The sequence below is a fragment of the Bradyrhizobium sp. genome (genome assembly GCF_016462955.1).
Classification (GTDB): Bacteria; Pseudomonadota; Alphaproteobacteria; order Rhizobiales; family Xanthobacteraceae; genus Bradyrhizobium.
The window spans coordinates 1-16,797 of record NZ_JAEMSD010000003.1; the positions used below are offsets into that span (position 1 = coordinate 1).

Genomic DNA, 16,797 nt, shown 5'->3' on the forward strand with positions numbered 1-16,797 from the left:
GCCGTGATGCTCTATGTCATCCTCTACGGTTTTGCGGTGATGCGGGGCGCAATCTCCGAGCCAATCATGGAATTTGCCTCGCGGGCGATGCGAATCGTGGTCGTGGTTCTACTCGCGACCAACTCGAGCGCGTTCCAGCAATACGTCACGGGCCTGTTCTTCGATTCCTTACCGAAGGAGATCGGCAATGCCTTGGCGGGTGCCGGACTGAACACCAATTCCGGAGCTCCATTCGACCAGCTTCTTTCCAAAGGGATCGACGTCGCCAACCGAATCTACGAGCAAGCCGGTCTCACCAACATCGCACCTGCGCTGATTGCCGCCATTCTCCTGGTCTTTGTGGCCGTTGGCTCTTTCTTGCAGTTTGCCATCCTGCTCTATGCCAAGGTTGGTCTGGGCGTTGTGATCGCGCTCGGCCCGATCTTCATTGCGCTTGGATTATTTGAGGCTACGCGCCCATTTACAGAGGCCTGGCTTCGGCAGGTCGCGAATTTCGTGATCCTGCTGGTGCTGGTGGTCGCTCTGGTCGGGTTGATGTTGACGACCGTCAGCGGCTTTATCGATAGATTCGCGGCAAACGCCGGCACGGCCGGCGAGATGGTGGTGGCCGCGGTCGCCATCAGCGCGGTGCTCGGTCTGTCCGGATACATCGCGCTTCAACTGCCTGTTATCGCAGGCGGTCTCGCCGGGGGCGGCGCTTCGCTCGCCAGCCGGCTGGTCACAAGCCCAATGATTGCCAACGCCACGGCGGCCGCCAGCGGCGCTTATGCCGGCGCGCGCTGGTCAGCCAGCCGCGGTCTCGCCGCAGTAAGAGCCAGCCGGCAGGGCGGCAGTATGCGGCGCACCCGATCGCCGGGGACTACGGCGGCCTAAGCAATTGATCGCCGGCAACAGGCGACAGAGAAACACAGGGGCATCAGAACGATGTGGCGTCGACTATTCATCATCTGCGTTATCGCAGTTCAGCTTGGCGGCTGCGCGAGCTGGTCAAAGGGGCCGCCATCATGTGATGGCCAGGCTCGCCGGCCGCTCAATCGTTCGCTGTGGGATTGGGAGACGGGTACGCCATTGGCGACACCGGAGCCGGCACCTCCGCCATCCGCGCCGGCACCAGCCATCCGCAAAGGCGAGACCAGCCCGGCAGCGCCCTCCACGCAACTGGCTGCATCGGGCCCCCAGGCCGACATTGAAGCCTCTTACCGTTCCTGCGGCAAGGAGGCGTGAGATGGTCGGGCACGATGACCTCAAAGCCTATTTTGACAATGCGCGTCGATGGGAGCAGGATCTGTTGCTGGCGGCCCATCGCTCGCGCAAAACGGCATGGGTGATTGCCGCGGGCGCCTGCGCATTGGCGATCGCCTCGCTCAGTGCGGTCGCGGCTCTGGCTCCTTTGAAGACGGTCGAGCCGTTCGTCATCCGGGTCGATAATTCCACCGGCATTGTGGACACCGTCTCCGCCCTCACTTCGACGCCGGCGCGCTATGACGAAGCCGTCACCAAGTATTTTCTTGGCCGCTACGTTCGCGCGCGTGAAGGCTACAGCTATCCGGAAGCCGAAACCAATTTCCGGACGATTTCGCTACTCTCGGGCCAGGGCGAACAGGCCCGCTTCGCGGCCTGGTATCGCGGCTCCAATCCCGAAAGCCCACAAGTCGTTCAAGGCCGTTTCGGGGTCGCCACGGTGCGGATCAAGGCGATCTCACTGCTGGCCGATAATGTTGCCTCCGTGCGCTTCATGAAAGAGAGCCGCAAGGGCGAGGAAACCCGCGTGACCCACTGGGTCTCCACCCTGACGTTCTCCTATGCCAACGCGCCAATGTCCTCCGCTGACCGTCTCATCAATCCGCTCGGCTTTCTGGTCTCGGAGTATCGCGCCGATCCAGAGGTCGTGCCATGAAATGCTTCGTTCTTTTAATGACCTTCGCCCTGGGATTTGCCGGGCCGGCTCTGGCGTTGCAACAGCCGTCACCGGGCCAACACGACGCCCGCGTGCGCACAGTGACCTACGACCCGGCCAACGTGGTCCGGGTCAACGGCGTGATTCGGGCATCGACCCAGGTATTGTTCGCCGATGATGAGGAGGTCGCACATGTCGCCATTGGAGATGCGATTGCATGGGAGGTCGCACCGGCAGGCTCAATCCTGTTCCTCAAACCGCGGGAAAAACATCCACCGACCAATCTGCAGGTCGTTACCACCCGCCCTGACGGACGCAAGCGCTCGTATCAGTTCGAATTGTCGATCGCCGAGGCGACGCTGGCGGACAGCTACTTCGTCGTCCGCTTCGTCTATCCTGGCGATGAGATGGAGCGTCGGCGCACTGAAGCGGCCGCCCGCGGCGCCGAGCGGGACGGCGCGCTGATCGACCAGACTTTCGATCTGCATCATGCCTATGGCGCGCGCAACTGGCGTTTTTCAGCGCAGGGCTCAGTCGACCTCGAGCCGGAAGCTGTCTTCGACGACGGCAAGGAGACCACGTTCCGTTTTGCGGGCAACCGTGAAATCCCCGCGATCTATCTGATCAACTCCGACGGTTCGGAAAGCCTGGTGCCCAAGGATGTCCGGGGCGAGCTTGTGGTGGTTCATGCCACGGCCCGGGAGTTTCGGCTGCGCAAAGGCGACAACGTGCTTTGCATTTTCAACGAAGCGTTCGATGCCGTGGGGACCAACCCGGGGACGAATACGACAAGCCCCTCGGTCGAGCGGCGGGCGAAGAAATCATCTCCAATCCCAAGGCCACGATAGGCGAGCGCGATATGACCGAACATCACGATGATACGATCGCCGGCGACCGTGGCATTACGCCTGTGGGAGGAGGGGACAATGCTCGCGCGACGATGCTCAAACGCGGCTTCGGCGCGCTGGCGCTCACCGCATTTGCCGCTCTGATCATCTGGGGCACCTGGAAGGGCGATAAGCCGGTTAGCGATTCCGCCCGCAAACTGGTCATCCGCCAGGCGGCAGCGTTCGAGCCCATCCCGGAAGCGCCGGCCGCACCAATCACCACGGCCTCAATTGGAGCAGCACCAGTCGCAGTCACGTCAGCTGCACCCGCACCAGCCTCCGACCAGCTTCTGGAAAGCGCGCGACGCGCGCCGGTGCTGGCCTACAATCGGCCGATTTCCGCAAGACGCGCGGCCCAGGAAAACGTGACCGGAAGTGTCGTCAGCGATCCCTATGGGTCTTGGCGGGGCGAGCCGCGCAACGACCTTGCCGACAAGCTGAAGCCCACGCCAATCGAGGGCGTTCGCGCGGCGCGGCTTCCCAACCGCAATCTGCTGGTCACTCAGGGTACCTCGATCCCGTGCGTGCTGGAGACGGCAATGTCCTCAGACGTGGCGGGCTTCGTGTCCTGCGTCGTCATCCGAGACGTGATGTCGGATTCCGGCAACGTCGTACTGATGGAAAAGGGCACGCAGGTCGTGGGCGAATATCGCGGCAATGTGCGGCGCGGCTCAAAACGCCTATTCGTGCTGTGGACCCGCGCCAAGACACCGACCGGCGTGATCGTAGCATTGGCCTCGCCGGCCACCGATGCGCTAGGCCGCGCCGGCTTTGACGGCGACATCGACACCCACTTCTTTGAACGGTTCGGTTCGGCGATGTTGCTATCGATCGTCAATGATGCCTCCTCGATCGGGCGTCAGCCGCTGCAGGACAGCTCCATCCAGATCAACAACACCACCGGCGCAACCAACACCGCCGCGGCGATCGCCGTCGAGCAGTCGATCAACATTCCACCCACGCTGAACAAGAATCAGGGCGAGCTCGTCAATATCTTTGTCGCGCGCGATGTTGATTTCTCCTCGGTCTATCAATTGCGGCGGATCGAAAGCCGCACGCAGATCTTGGACCGCACCATTCCCGGAGGCCTCGCGGCCCCAGCAGTGGTGACAAAGTGAACGCCATACCCTCAATCGAAAGCAATGGCAGCCGGCTCGTGCTGGCGCGCTATCTCGAGCCGTTGGCTCCATATCTGGCAGACAACTCTCTGACCGAAATCGTCGTCAACCGGCCCGGCGAGCTTTTCGCGGAAGGACCTGACGGTTGGACCCGCCATGAAGCACCAGCGCTCACCCATGAGTACCTTCTGCATCTCGCGACCGCGGCCGCCGGCCACACCCGCCAGGACATTGGTCCGGAGCATCCGGTGGTGTCGACCACGCTGATCGGCGAAGAGCGCTGTCAAATCGTCGTCCCGCCGGCTGTGCCGGCCGGCACGGTCAGTCTCACAATCCGGAAATCGTCGTGTTTGACGATGACACTGGATGCCTTTGAACGGGCAAAGCTGTTCGACGAAGTCCGCATCGCCAATGACGAACTCGCCGCGGATGAACATCGGCTTCTGACTCTAAAAGAAGCCGGCGCCTGGCGCGACTTCCTCCAGCTTGCCGTCTCAACGCGCCGTAACATCATCATTTCCGGGGCAACTGGTTCGGGAAAGACGACGCTCTCCAAGGCGCTGATCGCGGCGATTCCGGCCCAAGAGCGGCTCATCACCATTGAGGACACCGCCGAGCTTGTCATACCGCATCAGAATTGCGTGCGGCTGCTTTATGCCAAGGACGGGCAGGGCGTTGCCAAGATTGGCCCGCGCGAGCTCCTCGAGTCCTGCCTGCGAATGCGGCCGGATCGGATCCTGCTGCAGGAGCTGCGCGATGGGACGGCGTTCTTCTATCTCAGGAATGTGAACTCGGGCCATCCAGGATCGATCACAACGGTTCATGCTGACAGTGCCCGGCTCGCCTTCGAGCAATTGACGTTGCTGGTGAAGGAAAGCGCGGAGGGCCGAGACCTTCATCGCGACGACATCCGCTCGCTGCTGCTGCTTCTCGTCGATGTCGTCATCCAGATGCAGAAGCGGGACGGCCGCTACCGCATTTCGGAAGTTTACTATGACCCCGTTCGCAAACGCGACCAGATCAGTTAGGGCCGCTCAGGGCCTAGCGGCCGCGCTCGCCGGCTGCGGGGTGTTCCTGCTGGTCGCCTCGAACGTGCTGCTGCTCGGGCTCCGGCTTCACGATGGTGGGCTGCACTGGTCGGAGATCGCCACAGGCTGGCCGCGTTACGGCGCTGACCCCCGTTTCGACCGCTGGCTGACCCTATCGACACTCGCCGGCGTGACCGTGGTCTTTGGCTTGGCCGGTGCTATCTTCCGGCAGCATCCTCTCTCGCTTCACGGCCGCGCTCGTTTCGCGTCCGAGCGCGAAATCAAAGCGGCTGGCCTGCGATCCAAGGAAGGCGTGCTCCTCGGCCGAAAGGACGGCGAACTGCTCTGCTTTGGCGGGTCGGAACACATCCTCGTCTACGCTCCCACCAGAGCGGGGAAAGGCGTCGGCTATGTCATTCCAAACCTATTGAACTGGCCAGATTCAGTCGTCGTTTTGGATGTGAAGAGGGAAAACTGGGATCGTTCCGCTGGGTTTCGCGCAGCCCACGGGCAGGAAGTCTATCTATTCGATCCACTCGAGGAGAACGGTCGCACCGCCCGCTACAATCCGCTTGGCTATGTGCGCAGCGATCCCGCCGACCTCTATGACGATCTGCAGCGCATCGCGGTCATGCTATTTCCGGCCGAGAGCCGGGGCGATCCCTTCTGGTTCGAGGCTGCACGGTCGGCTTTTGTGGCGATTGGCGGCTATGTCGCGGAAACGCCGGGATTGCCACTGACGATTGGGGAGATCCTGCACCAGCTGGCCGCTGCCCCAGACCTCAAGGCACATTTCGAGAAAATCGTCGCCGCCCGCAAGTCCGGCCCTTCGCCACTGTCACGACATTGTATCACCGCGTTGAACGATTTTCTCGCCGCTTCCGAGAACACTATGAACTCGGTACGCAAGACCGTCACCGCGAGGCTCGGTCTGTGGCTCAACCCTCGCATCGAAGCCGCCACCTCGACCAACGATTTCGATTTGCGGCAGCTCCGGCAAAAGCCGATGTCGATCTATCTCGGCGTGACCCCTGACAACCTCGATCGCATGGCGCCGCTTCTAAATCTGTTCTTTCAGCAGGTCGTCGATCTCAATACTCGCGAGCTGCCGGAACAGAATTCCAAACTGAATCGCAAGGTGCTGCTGTTGCTCGATGAATTCCCGGCTCTGGGCAACGTCAACGTGCTTGCAAAATCCGTCGCCTTCATCGCCGGTTACGGCATCCGTCTGCTCACCGTGGTTCAGAGCCCAGCGCAGCTACGCGCTATCTACGGGATCGATGCAGCTCGCAATTTCATGACCAACCATGCCGTCGAAGTGGTGTTCGCGCCCAAAGAACAGGACGTCGCAAATGAGCTCTCGGAGCGCATCGGCTACGACACCGTGAAAGCGCGCAGCCGCAGCGGACCGAAAGGGCTGGCAACGCGGTCGACCAGCGAGACCGTCTCCGAGCATCGGCGCGCCCTGATGCTGCCGCAAGAGCTTAAACTACTCCCGAAATCCAAGGCCTTCATCCTCGGCACGGGCCTTCCGCCCGTTATCGCGGACAAGATCGTCTATTACGAAGACAAGGCGTTCCTCACACGCGTGCTACCCGCGCCTGTCCCGAAGCTGCCGAGGGGCCGCTCGACCGCGTTGCTGGACGCCGAGATCAAGGAGCTTCGTTCAGAGGTCGCTGAGCTGCGCGCGGTATTTCGGTCTCGCCCATTGACCGACGAGGAGGTGGCCGACCCCTCCACAATTCCGGCCGACGCCTCTTTCGATTTTGGCGATGTAGACGTCGACCTCGAAGGACTTTCTGAAGAGGATCTGAAAGCCTGGACCCTGAACTACATCGACGCTCAGGTCATTCCCCCAACTCGGCGGACGGGCCGCAAGCAGAAGGGTGAGCAGCATGAACGACGGGCATAGAGCGAGCGAAGATTTCAGCCTGGAGCGGCAACGTCGCGCCGGGCGCGATTCCGCCCGAGAAAAGGCGGAAGACGAGTCCATATCGACAGTCCGCAGTAAGCTATCATCCGCAGAGGTCACCGATAGTGCGTTTCCCGACCGTATCCGTCGGAAATATTACGTGGTGGCCACTGAATCCCCAAAGGACGGATCCGACCGCGAAGCGCGGCTCTATGCCGATGAGCGGAAAGAGTACCTCGCGTTCAAGGCCACTGACGATCGCCTGGTCACCCGCATAGCTGCCACAGAGGTGATCCGGGACATGGTCAGCGTTGCACAACATCGCCAGTGGGAGGCACTACAAGTCCGTGGCTCCGTCGAGTTCCGACGTGAGGCATGGCTCGAGGCTAACGCGCGCGGGATGGATGTAAAGGGCTATCAACCAAGCGAGATTGATCGCCAAGCGCTCGCTGACCGACGAGGCGTATGGGATCGAGCCCAGGCCCGCACCAACGATGCAGAGGCTCGCTCGGCCTCCGACAGGCCACTGCAGGCGGATAGGCTCGATTACGACAAGGGCGTTTCCGGACGTCTGATGGAGGTCGGTTATGGCCCCTATCGCAACCGCCCCGACGCCGAGCCGTCAACCTATGTCGCCATCGAATTGGACGATGGCCGGCGACATCAGGTGTGGGGCGTCGGCGTTGTAGCGGACGTCGCAGATAGTGGGGCCAGGCCCGGCGACCGCATCTCTCTGCGAAGAGATAACGTCGTACCCGTCATCAGGGCGATCAAGTCCATAGACGCCGCCACTGGAATCGCTGGCAATGAACAGCGCCAGATGTGGCGCAACGTGTGGAGTGTGACGGTGGAGGCACGCCGTGCAGACCGACCGGCGGCCGCGCATGATTCCGACCTACTCGCGTCCCAATCCCAGATTGCCGTCATCCACAAGCTTGTCGAACGCGCTCTGCCGAACGATGAGAATGCTCGCCAGAACATTATGGCTTTTGCCAAGGAGCGCATCGCCCAGCATCTGGAGAACGGGCATTCGTTTTCGCGGGCAACAGTCATGGAACCGGTTCGAGATCGTCCATCGAAAGGAGATAAGGAGGTCAGTCCGACCCGGCCCGGTGAACGCGCGAGAATGCGTGAACGTGAGCGCTGAATGCACGAGGTCAATCAATGGGCCGAAACTGGGCTTTTGGAAAAGTAACCCCGCTCGAAGGCAATCCAACCTCGCGACAATGCAGAACAGCGGAATCGGAATCACGAAGCCAGGGAATTGCTGGTGGCGTGACACGTAGATGTCGGGTGGTGCCAGCCCCCTGAGGGCCGCTGACTTTTAATCGGCGGGTCCCAGGTTCGAGCCTTGGTGCGCCCAGCAAGCATGCCTTCAAAATCGTTGGACTAAATAGCTTGGCGATTCTTCGCGGGAGCGCCTCAGCCAGCCGAATCTCGGCGGCAGGTTGCGGAATCCGATGGAGATCGCCCGTAACTTCTTGGAACCCCAGTGCGTTTAGTTGTTGTTCACTTGAGTTCGCAAAAATGCCAATTTCGCGGGTTAACCAGTAATCGAAAGATACAGTACCTTCGGGCAGGGCGGATGAAGGTCACAAACCTGTTTGTCAAAGCCGAGCACGGCGCGCCGATGCGCGACGTGAGCTCGATCCGTTTCAGCAAGCATGGTCTTGAGGGACACGTGGCATCTGCCCCATTTCGGCAGGTTTTGGTCACGTCCCGGTCCGTAACCGCGGCCTTCGGCCTCAACGACGGCGATCTTCGTGAGAACGTTGTAGTCGACTTCGATGGGCTTTACGAGCTTCCCTCAGGAACGGTTGTACGGATCGGCGAAGCGCTCGTTCGACTGACCTTCCATTGTGAACCCTGCAAGAAGATCGCGCATCTGGTGGATCTCAAGGACGTCCTGCATCGGCGAGGCGTGTTCGGTAGCTTTCTGAACAGTGGCAGGATTGCAGTTGGTGATCGCTTTGCCGTGACCGAGGACCGGTTCGAAGCTATACCGTATGCGGTTGGTGAGCGCATTCGCTGGTTCCTGAAGCGGCACGGCGCTTCCGTTGCCCTGGTCGATCTTGCGCATGCGATTGGCCTGCCGGCTTCGTCCTATGGCAAGGCGTTGCCTGCTCTAGCGCGGAAGTTCGCATCGAGCTGAGCGGAACGCCGCTTAAAATTCGAAGTAGACGCAGAAGGGCGCAACCGGCCCTACCGAATGAGGGCGGCATTGAGAACTGTCGTTATCGACAGCGACGGGCAAGTCACACGCCTCCTCGTAGTCGACGCTGGTCGGCGGCGACGCTGGTCCGAGGATAGGAAACTCACATCCTCTTGCAGATGCCTGAGTAACGCGCGCGCCTTAGCCAACGCGGTGAACGTTCCGGCGAGCCATCCATTATCTCAGATGGCCATTATCCAAGATCGCGAAACGTAGAAATGGAAGGTTCACTGTCATACCAATGGCGGGCTGCCCGATCAGAGCCTGAAGCTCTTCATGTCGTGCTCGTGTACCTAGGGCCCGTCAGTACAAACCTCGATGAACCCGAACTAAATTTCTCGTTTCGACCTCATTCAGTGGGTTTTCCCAATGATGCTGACACAACGGTCCAGCAACGTAAGTTCGTTTCGGCCGTTCTATGGAGAAGAGCGATGTACACGAAGAAGCTTCACAATTTGGGGGCGGCGCAAGCAGTACCCCTCCTAGGTGCCGTGGCGCTGCTCGTCATCCTAACGCAGACTGCAAATGCCCAGTATTACGACCCTGGCTATGTGTCCCGGGAGCACGATTGGCACTCAGGGACCCACCACGATTGGCATTCCGCGCCACATTACGGTCCTCACAGCGGGTTGCACTGGGATCCGAACTATGGCTGGCATTATGGTAGGCACTCCGGCCCTCACGCGGGACCTCACCACGACTTGCACCGTGGTCCACACCACAGTTGGTACGGCGGCGGCTTCGACCGCTAGAGAACTGCCAACCTGAAGCAAGGAAAGAGGGTGATCAAGTACGCATCCATAATTCGCATTGCTGGCGCCGCCGCCTTTGCCGCGGCAATGGCATCAGCTGCCGCACCGACTTTTGCCTTCGCTCACGAGGGGCATCAGATGGAATGCAGCGACTCCAGCAGGAACGCGATGAAAGCCGATATTCAGGCCATGCCCGATGGCAAGTCGAAAACAACGGCCATCAAGGAAATGCAGGCGGCGCAAGACATGATTCAGAAGAAGGATATGAAGGCCTGCGCGGCGCATATGCATACCGCCATGGAAGCGATGGAGAAATAGCCCGATTGGGATGCGAAGACAGTCGGCGCGTTCTCCAATCTGCGCACTTAAATTGGTGAAGACAGCTCCCCTAAGTTTTGGACCGCGAAACGGCGGCATCCCACTCTAAGGCGCGCGTTGGCTGATGCGATCGTCCCGTTCGCGCTGCTGCTGCGGTAAGCGCCATGCCCACTGCTGTCTTGCGCCCCGGCTAAACTAGGGGCGTTCGTGGAAGCGAACCGATTTGGATTCCGCAATCTCGTCCGGCGATGGGCTTTCCCCCGTCAGTCTGGTCCTCACATAGGCGAGTGCATAAGTGACGAGGGAGGCCGGTTCGGCCCAATAGTCTGCTTTCTCGACTTCGACCGCGAGCATTGCGAGCTCAGGGTCCTCGGGTCCCTCCGGAAACCACACACGTAATCCTTCGGTCCACAGCTCCTTCAGCTTTTCCCGGTCCTCAACAGCACTCGCCGACCCCGATACCGCCACGTACTCGTACTTGTCGGGCTTGACGTAGGCGACCAGGACCCGGTGATTCTTCCCGATCTGACGAAGCTTCGAGGAGTGCCGGAAAGTAAGAAACCACAGGATTCCATCAAATTCCTTCTGCAGACAGCCCATAGGGCGCGCCTCTAGCGCGCCGTTCTCGTCGACGGTCATAAGCAAAGCGGTGTGGGCGTCCTTAATCAGGTCCCACACTTTGGCCTGGTCAGTTTGGCGCGAAGTGCGCTCCATCGCCTCCGGCTCCATAGCCCAATAGTAATTAAGCTTGCTCGGCGCTCTTTGGTTCCAGCCACCTTGGTGCACATCCAGAAGAACTTGCTCGCGAGAGCAGCGTTGTTCATTGGATCGTGCAAATGGGCGCGGGGAGCTGAGGACCATGGCCGCACCTTCGACCGATGGATCTGGCTCTATTTGGCAGCCCTATCGGCCGCCGGCTCCCTTGCCGCGCGCCCGGCGCCTCGGACCTCTGCGTCTCATCCCGGCGCTCAAGCGCAATCCGCTCGAATGCTGGGCAACCGAGCATTTCGTGAGGCCTCTCATTGTTGGCGGCCTGCCTGTCGGACACGTGGTGCTGGTCAACGATCCGGACGCGATCCGCCGGGTGCTACTCGATAACGCTTCAAACTACCGGAAGGATAGATTGCAGCGCCGGGTACTGTCTGCCGGCCTGGGTGAGGGCCTTCTGAGCGCCGAGGACGATGCGTGGCGTAACCAGCGCCGCACTTTCGCCCCGCTGTTTTCGAGACGCATGGTTGCGCAGTTCGCCCCTGCAATGCTGCAGGCCGCCTATGCGCTGGTCGAGCGTTGGCGCTGCCAAGACGGTGCGACACTCGATGTCGCCGCTGAGATGGCGAGGCTGACACTGGACGTGCTCGAGCGTACGATTTTTTCGGATGGCTTTGGTTGTAAGGCTGAAGAAGTCCGGCCAGCGATGGTCACGTATTTCGAGACTATCGGCCGTATCGACCCACTCGATCTTCTCGGCCTGCCGACCTGGGTTCCGCGGGTCAGTCACCTCCGTGTCCGATCCGTCCTTCGATTCTTCGAGCGGATTATCGACGAGTTGATTGCGACCAAGCGTCGTCGGCTGATCGAGCAGCCGGATGGTGCCCCGCAAGATCTCCTCACGCTCATGCTCGCCGCAGTCGATCCCGGGACGGGCGAGCACATGAGCGAAGCCGAGGTGCGGTCGAATGTTCTCACCTTCATTATGGCCGGTCATGAGACCACCGCGAACCTCCTGAGTTGGTCACTGTTTCTGCTCTCCGAAGCACACGACTGGCGCCAACGGGTCCGAGCGGAAGCTGACCGTGAAATCGGCAGCGGATCGGTGCACGATCTCGCCGAACGTCTGCCCCATGCTCGGGCTGCGATTGATGAGGCGGCTCGGCTCTATCCGCCCATTGCGGCGATTAGCCGAGTGGCGATCGAATCGGACAAACTTGCCGGCGAGGCCATCCCGCGCGGAACGTTGGTCGTGATCGCACCTTATGTACTGCACCGGCATCGGATGCTGTGGTCGGATCCAGATGTGTTCGATCCCACTCGTTTTCTCGGCGACAGACGATCGCGCATCGGCCGTTATAGTTACCTACCATTCGGGGCGGGACCGCGCACCTGCATCGGCTCGGCGTTCGCCTTACAGGAAGCGACGGTTGTTCTGGCAACAATCATCAGGAGCTTCAGCATGCGGGTTGCGCCCGGCCATTCTGTCTGGCCGCTTCTGCGGGTGACATTGCGACCGGCCGGCGGACTTCCGATGAAAATCAAGAGCGATCGGTAGGATCGCTCCCTCCGGCCGGCAAAAACTTTCGATTCCTGGGCTGGCGGTCCTCGTCGGAAAACTCGTCCTACGACCTTGGGCGCGCTAACGACCAACTTGCGCAGGAGACTTGCTACGGTCCTCGGGGCGATCGCGCGAACCTCACTTTTGCCGGATCCGACGAGACCAGCAACACGATCGAGCATTGATGCTAGGAGCCCCGAACGATCCTCGTCGTCGACAATTGCCCCGCCTGAGACTCACGAGTGCTCATGAAGCCCATCAAGTCTTCGCTGAATGCTGACCTCGACACCGCAACCGGTGCGGCGATCGACGCCGAGTTCAATGACGTCAATGACAAGGCCATCGCGTTAAGGGTCTACGCTCCAACGATGGTGGTTGACGCCCCGCAGCGCGCTGATGGCTATCTCGCCGAGAATGGCGTCCCTGTCCCGGACCGCCGCGCCGCCGACGTCTCAAACCGCCCGGGCGGGCCGACTGCCAATTCGTACAAGTGTGGCGCTGCCTCGACCGAGATCAAGCTTCATCGCAGGTCCGGTGTGATGCCGGTTTGGTATCTGGACGAGTTCAAACGCGTGACGGTCTACCCGCGCAACCCCGCGCGCCTAGCGGTCGAGATCTAGGACGCCGCAACGTCTAGTCTTGTCCAGCGCATGCTCGAACTTTGGTCGCCACGTCGTCCCATGCGAGCTGCTGGCGCCGGCAGATGACGCCGCTCTGGTTCACTGTCTCCACGAACCGGTACATTGACTTGTGCCGAATTTGCGTTAGGCAAACCGGAGCAGTTCTTACAAGGGGGCCGGATTGACTGATCTGCTGCGCGTGCTGATCGAGCGGTGGCGCGAGGACTCGGGCTCGACCTATCGCACATGGTTTTTGTGGGACGAGCGGCTCAAGAACTTCCGATCCATCCGGCGGGGAATTGCCCAGGTGGTCGAGGAGATCGAGGCAGGAACGTTCGGCAACGTTTACAAGGGCTCTTCCCTCGAAACGATCGTTGGGTCTATCGCAGAACAGAGGCAGATCTTCAAAGGCGCCGATCACGCCTTCCTGTGGAAGCCCAAGCTTCGGATTCCGGACATCTATGAAGATCCAGACAATCAGCGGGCGTTCGGCAGGATGCTCCATCACTGTTCCTGCTGCAGCACCGAGCGGGAGCTCATGGATGGAATTGAGACGATCGATCGGCTTAAGATAAAAGGGTTGGGGCCCGCCGTCGCCAACCTCTTGTACTTCCTTCATCCGACCCTGATGCCGCCGTTCAATACGGCAATCGTCAACGGCTTCAATGCGGTGACGGGCTCGAAAGTGAAGCTCGGCCGTTGGGATCAGTACCTGGCGATGCGCGGGGGCATGCTGGAGCTGAACCGCAGCTATCGCGACCTCCTGTCCAACGATCTCGGTGCGATCGCAGGATTTCTGTTCGACATCGGCGCCGGACGGTTTACGGCACCTCCCGCCAACAAAGGGGAGGCCGCCCGTGATGTATGGCTATCGGAGCTTTCGAGGGCCCGAGAGACGGCAATGAGACTGGAAGGGTCGATCGCCGCTGCGCGCGAGAACGACCTCACGCACACGGAAATTCAAGCTTGGCTCCGGGACCTGGGCCTTGCGCTCGGCTATCGGGTCTGGATCGCGGCAAACGATCGAGGGCGTTCCTATAATGGTGCGACGTTAGCCGAGGGCTGTCTCGACCGTCTTCCGCCATCGATCGACGACGCGGCCGGCGCGGAATCGATCCGGTTAATCGATGTTCTGTGGCTCGATGCCGTCAGCGGCCGCGTCACAGCCGCCTTCGAAGTCGAGCATACCACGTCCATCTATTCCGGCATCGTGCGTATGCTCGATCTCGCGTTGAGCAGCGACCTGCATGCGACCGGCGGACTGTTCCTCGTTGCTCCCGATGGCAGGGAGGAGGAAGTGCGTAGCCAGCTTCATCGGCCTGCCTTCAGCCGGGTAGCAGACCTTCAAGTGCGCTTCTTGCCTTACGGTGAACTGGAGCGCAACAAGGATGCCATCGCCCGGTTCGGAACGGGAATGAGGGGCATACAAACGATTTCGCGGCTGCTTTGAACGGCGCATGCGCACGATAGCGGTATTTTGGCACCGCCGGCGTCCCAGCCGGATAGAAGCCATTCCTACGTAGATTCGTCGTCCTGCAAGGCTTGCGGCGCAGTTCCCGACTCGGTCCGGCTTGTTTTGGCCCACCAGTCGATCGAGATGTTAGTGGGCAGCGCTCGTCATCGGCTGCCACATGGACCCAGCGGGGGCCGCTCGGGCCGGGTAGAGCGGCGGTTCCGTGCGGGCGAGCAGGTCGCGCAGCAGCAGCCCCGACTCCGGATGGAGGGGCACCGCAGGCGGGAGCGGATCGTCGTTGTCGTTTTCCGGATTTTGCGTGGAATCCGGATAGGCCCTCGGAGTTCGTGAAGGTCTCGAAAAGCGAGCGCCTCCGAAATGCGTCAGTGCACCATGCTGCGTCCGGCCTCTTCACAAGCGGTCGTGCAGTGTCGGCATGCTTCCGCACAGATGCGGCAATGTTCATGCATCTTCGCGTGCTTCTCACATTCTTCCGCGCAGAGCCGGCAAGCAGCGGCGCAGGCGTCCAGCATCCTCCGGATCATCTCCTCGTCGGAACCTGTCCGGCGGGTCGAAATTCTACCCGTGATGTTGCAGACATCCGCGCAGTCCAGGTTCAATCGGATGCACTGCGTCAGAGATTTGACGTTGTCTTCCGCGAGACATGCGTCCGCACAGGAAGTGCACGTCTGCGCGCAGGAATAGCACTCCTCGATGCAACGGATAAGCGCGTCGTTGGTCGTCTGTCCGCGCACCTGAGGATGCGTGCTGATCATTTGCTGTGCGTGCATGGAAATCTCCATAGTTCCGGACGGCGCCCCCCGCTTCCAATCCATAGGTCGAACGAATGGTTTCTATGAACCCGCGAGTGCCACGTATCGGGGAACGGTTCCTTCCGATCGCGGGTTGAAAGCCTGGCGCACTCAGAGATCATGGACGAAAGATGATTGCCGTCGGTTACACCATTCTCGTCACTTGGCCGCAGCTTTCCGGCGACCAGCACAAGCAGGATGTCTGGTTCGCACACTTTTCCGATCAGGAAGAGGCGGTGAGGGCGGTACAGGACGCTTCCGGTGCGATGAACGATTCCAAGGTCGAGATCCTCGGTCACATGACCGCGGAGACGTTGCGGGAGCATGGAGTACCAAAGGGAGCCGTGAAGAAGGGCGACCCGCTCCCCGGCCTCTGACTGCAAGCCGCTCAGACCTTCACCGGAGCGTTCTCGGCCGCACCTCGTTACCGACTTCGCTTGCGCAGCACAGCGTCTTGCCGGCTGAGACGGCGATACGCGAACGGAACACCGGAGGTCAGAAACGGCATGCCTGCCGAGATTGGAGTTCCGGCCCGCGTCGTGGGCGAAAGCAAAGTCTGGTTTATGGTTGCTCAGCCTCGCGTGCGACAGGCTCTGCGCGCGAACGATGTCGGTCGGCCCGCCCTCGAGCAGGGTGACCGGCACTTTCTCCGACGTCCGGGCCGCCTTCACGTCCCAATCCGACCTCTGCCGCACCCAACGCGGCCGTCTCTTTCGAGGCAAGGCCCGGCATCGAATTTGCTCCGGATTAAGATCAGCTCGCGGTTTGTCTGACAAGGTGTTCCCGACGGGAGACCCAAATGTCCGTAAAAGACGTCCTGCTGCCGCTCCTGAGCTATTCCAACGCCACGACGACCGAAGGCATCGAAAAGTGTGCCTTCATCGGCGCCTACCTGAAGGTACGGGTCACCGCAGCGGCTATCGAGTCGGACGCTTTGCCGGCCCCCGGCCCGTTCGCGCGTGCGTTTGAACTCGATGCCCGGGAGCCCTCGTCGTCACATGAAAATCTGATGAGTACACAGAATGCGGAACAAGTTTTGCAGCGCTTCGGGTCTGCGGCGCGAGGCTGCGATCTCGCATTCGATCTGTCGTTGATAAGGGCAACCGCCGAGGATGCCGAGGCGCTACTGGTGCATCTCGCTCGCGTCAAGGATCTTACTCTCCTTCCCATCAAGGCCCATAACGGCCAACAGGAGGCACTCGCCAAGAGTTTGATCTTCAAGTCCGGTCGACCGGTCCTCATCTTCGACGAGCGATTGAGTGGCGAGTTGTCGGATAGCTTTGACCACGTTTCGATTGCCTGGGACCATAGTGCGCAGGCCGCGCGCGCGGTCGCTGATGCCCTCCCATTCCTGAAGCTCGCCAGGACCATTCGCATCCTCACGATGAGCGAGGACAACAAGCTCGCGTCATCTTCCGGGGACGGACTTGCGAAGCACTTGGCGATCCATGGCATTTGAGACCAGCTTCGAATTGCTAAAGGCTACTTCCGAGGGTGACGCGTTCAAAGCGTACGTCAC

At 60.7% G+C, this 16,797-nt stretch carries 16 protein-coding genes; 14 read left to right on the forward strand and 2 right to left on the reverse strand.

Translation table 11 applies throughout. From position 1 onward, the window contains the following. The 9 genes from JHD07_RS00635 to JHD07_RS00675 all read left to right on the forward strand — a co-directional run. The coding region (locus JHD07_RS00635) for a type IV secretion system protein (RefSeq protein WP_291617932.1) at window positions 1-873 on the forward strand (873 nt) is incomplete at its 5' end. 352 nt (window positions 874-1,225) lie between these two features. Continuing rightward, a complete protein-coding gene (locus tag JHD07_RS00640) occupies window positions 1,226-1,897 on the forward strand; it encodes a virB8 family protein (protein WP_291617933.1) in 672 nt (223 codons plus the stop codon). Then, window positions 1,894-2,745, forward strand: coding sequence for a P-type conjugative transfer protein VirB9 (gene virB9 / locus JHD07_RS00645; RefSeq protein WP_291617934.1), 852 nt, complete (start codon window positions 1,894-1,896; stop codon window positions 2,743-2,745). Before JHD07_RS00640 ends, virB9 begins: the two co-directional genes overlap by 4 nt. Further along, window positions 2,631-3,902: a type IV secretion system protein VirB10 gene (gene virB10, locus JHD07_RS00650; protein ID WP_291617936.1), complete on the forward strand. Its 1,272-nt coding sequence runs from the start codon at window positions 2,631-2,633 to the stop codon at window positions 3,900-3,902. Before virB9 ends, virB10 begins: the two co-directional genes overlap by 115 nt. Further along, window positions 3,899-4,930 carry a P-type DNA transfer ATPase VirB11 gene (gene virB11, locus JHD07_RS00655; protein WP_291617939.1) on the forward strand — a complete coding sequence of 344 codons (1,032 nt, stop codon included), beginning with the start codon at window positions 3,899-3,901 and terminating at the stop codon, window positions 4,928-4,930. The genes virB10 and virB11 overlap by 4 nt, the downstream gene beginning before the upstream one ends. Before the next feature lie 40 nt (window positions 4,931-4,970). Then, the gene (locus JHD07_RS00660) at window positions 4,971-6,842 is read left to right on the forward strand and encodes a type IV secretory system conjugative DNA transfer family protein (protein ID WP_291617941.1); all 1,872 of its coding nucleotides are present in this window, start codon (window positions 4,971-4,973) and stop codon (window positions 6,840-6,842) included. Further along, a complete protein-coding gene (locus JHD07_RS00665; RefSeq protein ID WP_291617943.1) occupies window positions 6,826-7,989 on the forward strand; it encodes an LPD7 domain-containing protein in 1,164 nt (387 codons plus the stop codon). The genes JHD07_RS00660 and JHD07_RS00665 overlap by 17 nt, the downstream gene beginning before the upstream one ends. A gap of 438 nt (window positions 7,990-8,427) precedes the next feature. Next, on the forward strand, window positions 8,428-8,994 hold the full coding sequence (locus tag JHD07_RS00670) for an MOSC domain-containing protein (RefSeq protein ID WP_291617945.1): 567 nt from the start codon (window positions 8,428-8,430) through the stop codon (window positions 8,992-8,994). 842 nt (window positions 8,995-9,836) lie between these two features. Beyond that, complete coding sequence (locus JHD07_RS00675; RefSeq protein ID WP_291617947.1) at window positions 9,837-10,124, forward strand: hypothetical protein; 288 nt, start codon at window positions 9,837-9,839, stop codon at window positions 10,122-10,124. A 195-nt stretch (window positions 10,125-10,319) separates the two neighbouring features. Here JHD07_RS00675 and JHD07_RS00680 read toward each other — a convergent pair whose 3' ends face one another. Continuing rightward, a complete protein-coding gene (locus tag JHD07_RS00680; RefSeq protein ID WP_291617949.1) occupies window positions 10,320-10,838 on the reverse strand; it encodes a pyridoxamine 5'-phosphate oxidase family protein in 519 nt (172 codons plus the stop codon). Between the two features lie 145 nt (window positions 10,839-10,983). On the opposite strand from JHD07_RS00680, the gene JHD07_RS00685 reads away from it, so the two are divergent. From JHD07_RS00685 to JHD07_RS00695, 3 genes are all read left to right on the forward strand, one after another. After that, complete coding sequence (locus JHD07_RS00685; RefSeq protein WP_291617951.1) at window positions 10,984-12,390, forward strand: cytochrome P450; 1,407 nt, start codon at window positions 10,984-10,986, stop codon at window positions 12,388-12,390. Between the two features lie 251 nt (window positions 12,391-12,641). Next, window positions 12,642-13,013, forward strand: coding sequence for a hypothetical protein (locus tag JHD07_RS00690; protein WP_291617953.1), 372 nt, complete (start codon window positions 12,642-12,644; stop codon window positions 13,011-13,013). Window positions 13,014-13,194: 181 nt separating this feature from the next. Next, window positions 13,195-14,463, forward strand: a complete 1,269-nt coding sequence (locus JHD07_RS00695) for a type II restriction endonuclease (RefSeq protein ID WP_291617955.1) — start codon at window positions 13,195-13,197, stop codon at window positions 14,461-14,463. A gap of 386 nt (window positions 14,464-14,849) precedes the next feature. On the opposite strand, the gene JHD07_RS00700 is transcribed toward JHD07_RS00695, so the two are convergent. Further along, a complete protein-coding gene (locus JHD07_RS00700) occupies window positions 14,850-15,269 on the reverse strand; it encodes a four-helix bundle copper-binding protein (RefSeq protein WP_291617957.1) in 420 nt (139 codons plus the stop codon). Between the two features lie 140 nt (window positions 15,270-15,409). Here JHD07_RS00700 and JHD07_RS00705 point away from each other — a divergent pair, with 140 nt between their 5' ends. Both JHD07_RS00705 and JHD07_RS00710 read left to right on the forward strand, forming a co-directional pair. Then, a complete protein-coding gene (locus tag JHD07_RS00705; protein WP_291617959.1) occupies window positions 15,410-15,655 on the forward strand; it encodes a hypothetical protein in 246 nt (81 codons plus the stop codon). Between the two features lie 422 nt (window positions 15,656-16,077). Then, window positions 16,078-16,737 (forward strand): hypothetical protein, encoded by a 660-nt coding sequence (locus JHD07_RS00710; protein ID WP_291617961.1) that lies wholly within the window; start codon window positions 16,078-16,080, stop codon window positions 16,735-16,737. Window positions 16,738-16,797 lie beyond the last annotated feature (60 nt).

Excerpts from the sequence above, each read along its gene's own strand:
- JHD07_RS00640 (WP_291617933.1), top strand. The coding sequence starts at position 1,226 with ATGGTCGGGCACGATGACCTCAAAGCCTATTTTGACAATGCGCGTCGA.
- virB9 (WP_291617934.1), top strand. The coding sequence starts at position 1,894 with ATGAAATGCTTCGTTCTTTTAATGACCTTCGCCCTGGGATTTGCCGGG.
- JHD07_RS00665 (WP_291617943.1), top strand. The coding sequence starts at position 6,826 with ATGAACGACGGGCATAGAGCGAGCGAAGATTTCAGCCTGGAGCGGCAA.
- JHD07_RS00670 (WP_291617945.1), top strand. The coding sequence starts at position 8,428 with ATGAAGGTCACAAACCTGTTTGTCAAAGCCGAGCACGGCGCGCCGATG.
- JHD07_RS00680 (WP_291617949.1), bottom strand. The coding sequence starts at position 10,838 with ATGGAGCGCACTTCGCGCCAAACTGACCAGGCCAAAGTGTGGGACCTG.
- JHD07_RS00685 (WP_291617951.1), top strand. The coding sequence starts at position 10,984 with ATGGCCGCACCTTCGACCGATGGATCTGGCTCTATTTGGCAGCCCTAT.
- JHD07_RS00690 (WP_291617953.1), top strand. The coding sequence starts at position 12,642 with ATGAAGCCCATCAAGTCTTCGCTGAATGCTGACCTCGACACCGCAACC.
- JHD07_RS00700 (WP_291617957.1), bottom strand. The coding sequence starts at position 15,269 with ATGGAGATTTCCATGCACGCACAGCAAATGATCAGCACGCATCCTCAG.
- JHD07_RS00705 (WP_291617959.1), top strand. The coding sequence starts at position 15,410 with ATGATTGCCGTCGGTTACACCATTCTCGTCACTTGGCCGCAGCTTTCC.
- JHD07_RS00710 (WP_291617961.1), top strand. The coding sequence starts at position 16,078 with ATGTCCGTAAAAGACGTCCTGCTGCCGCTCCTGAGCTATTCCAACGCC.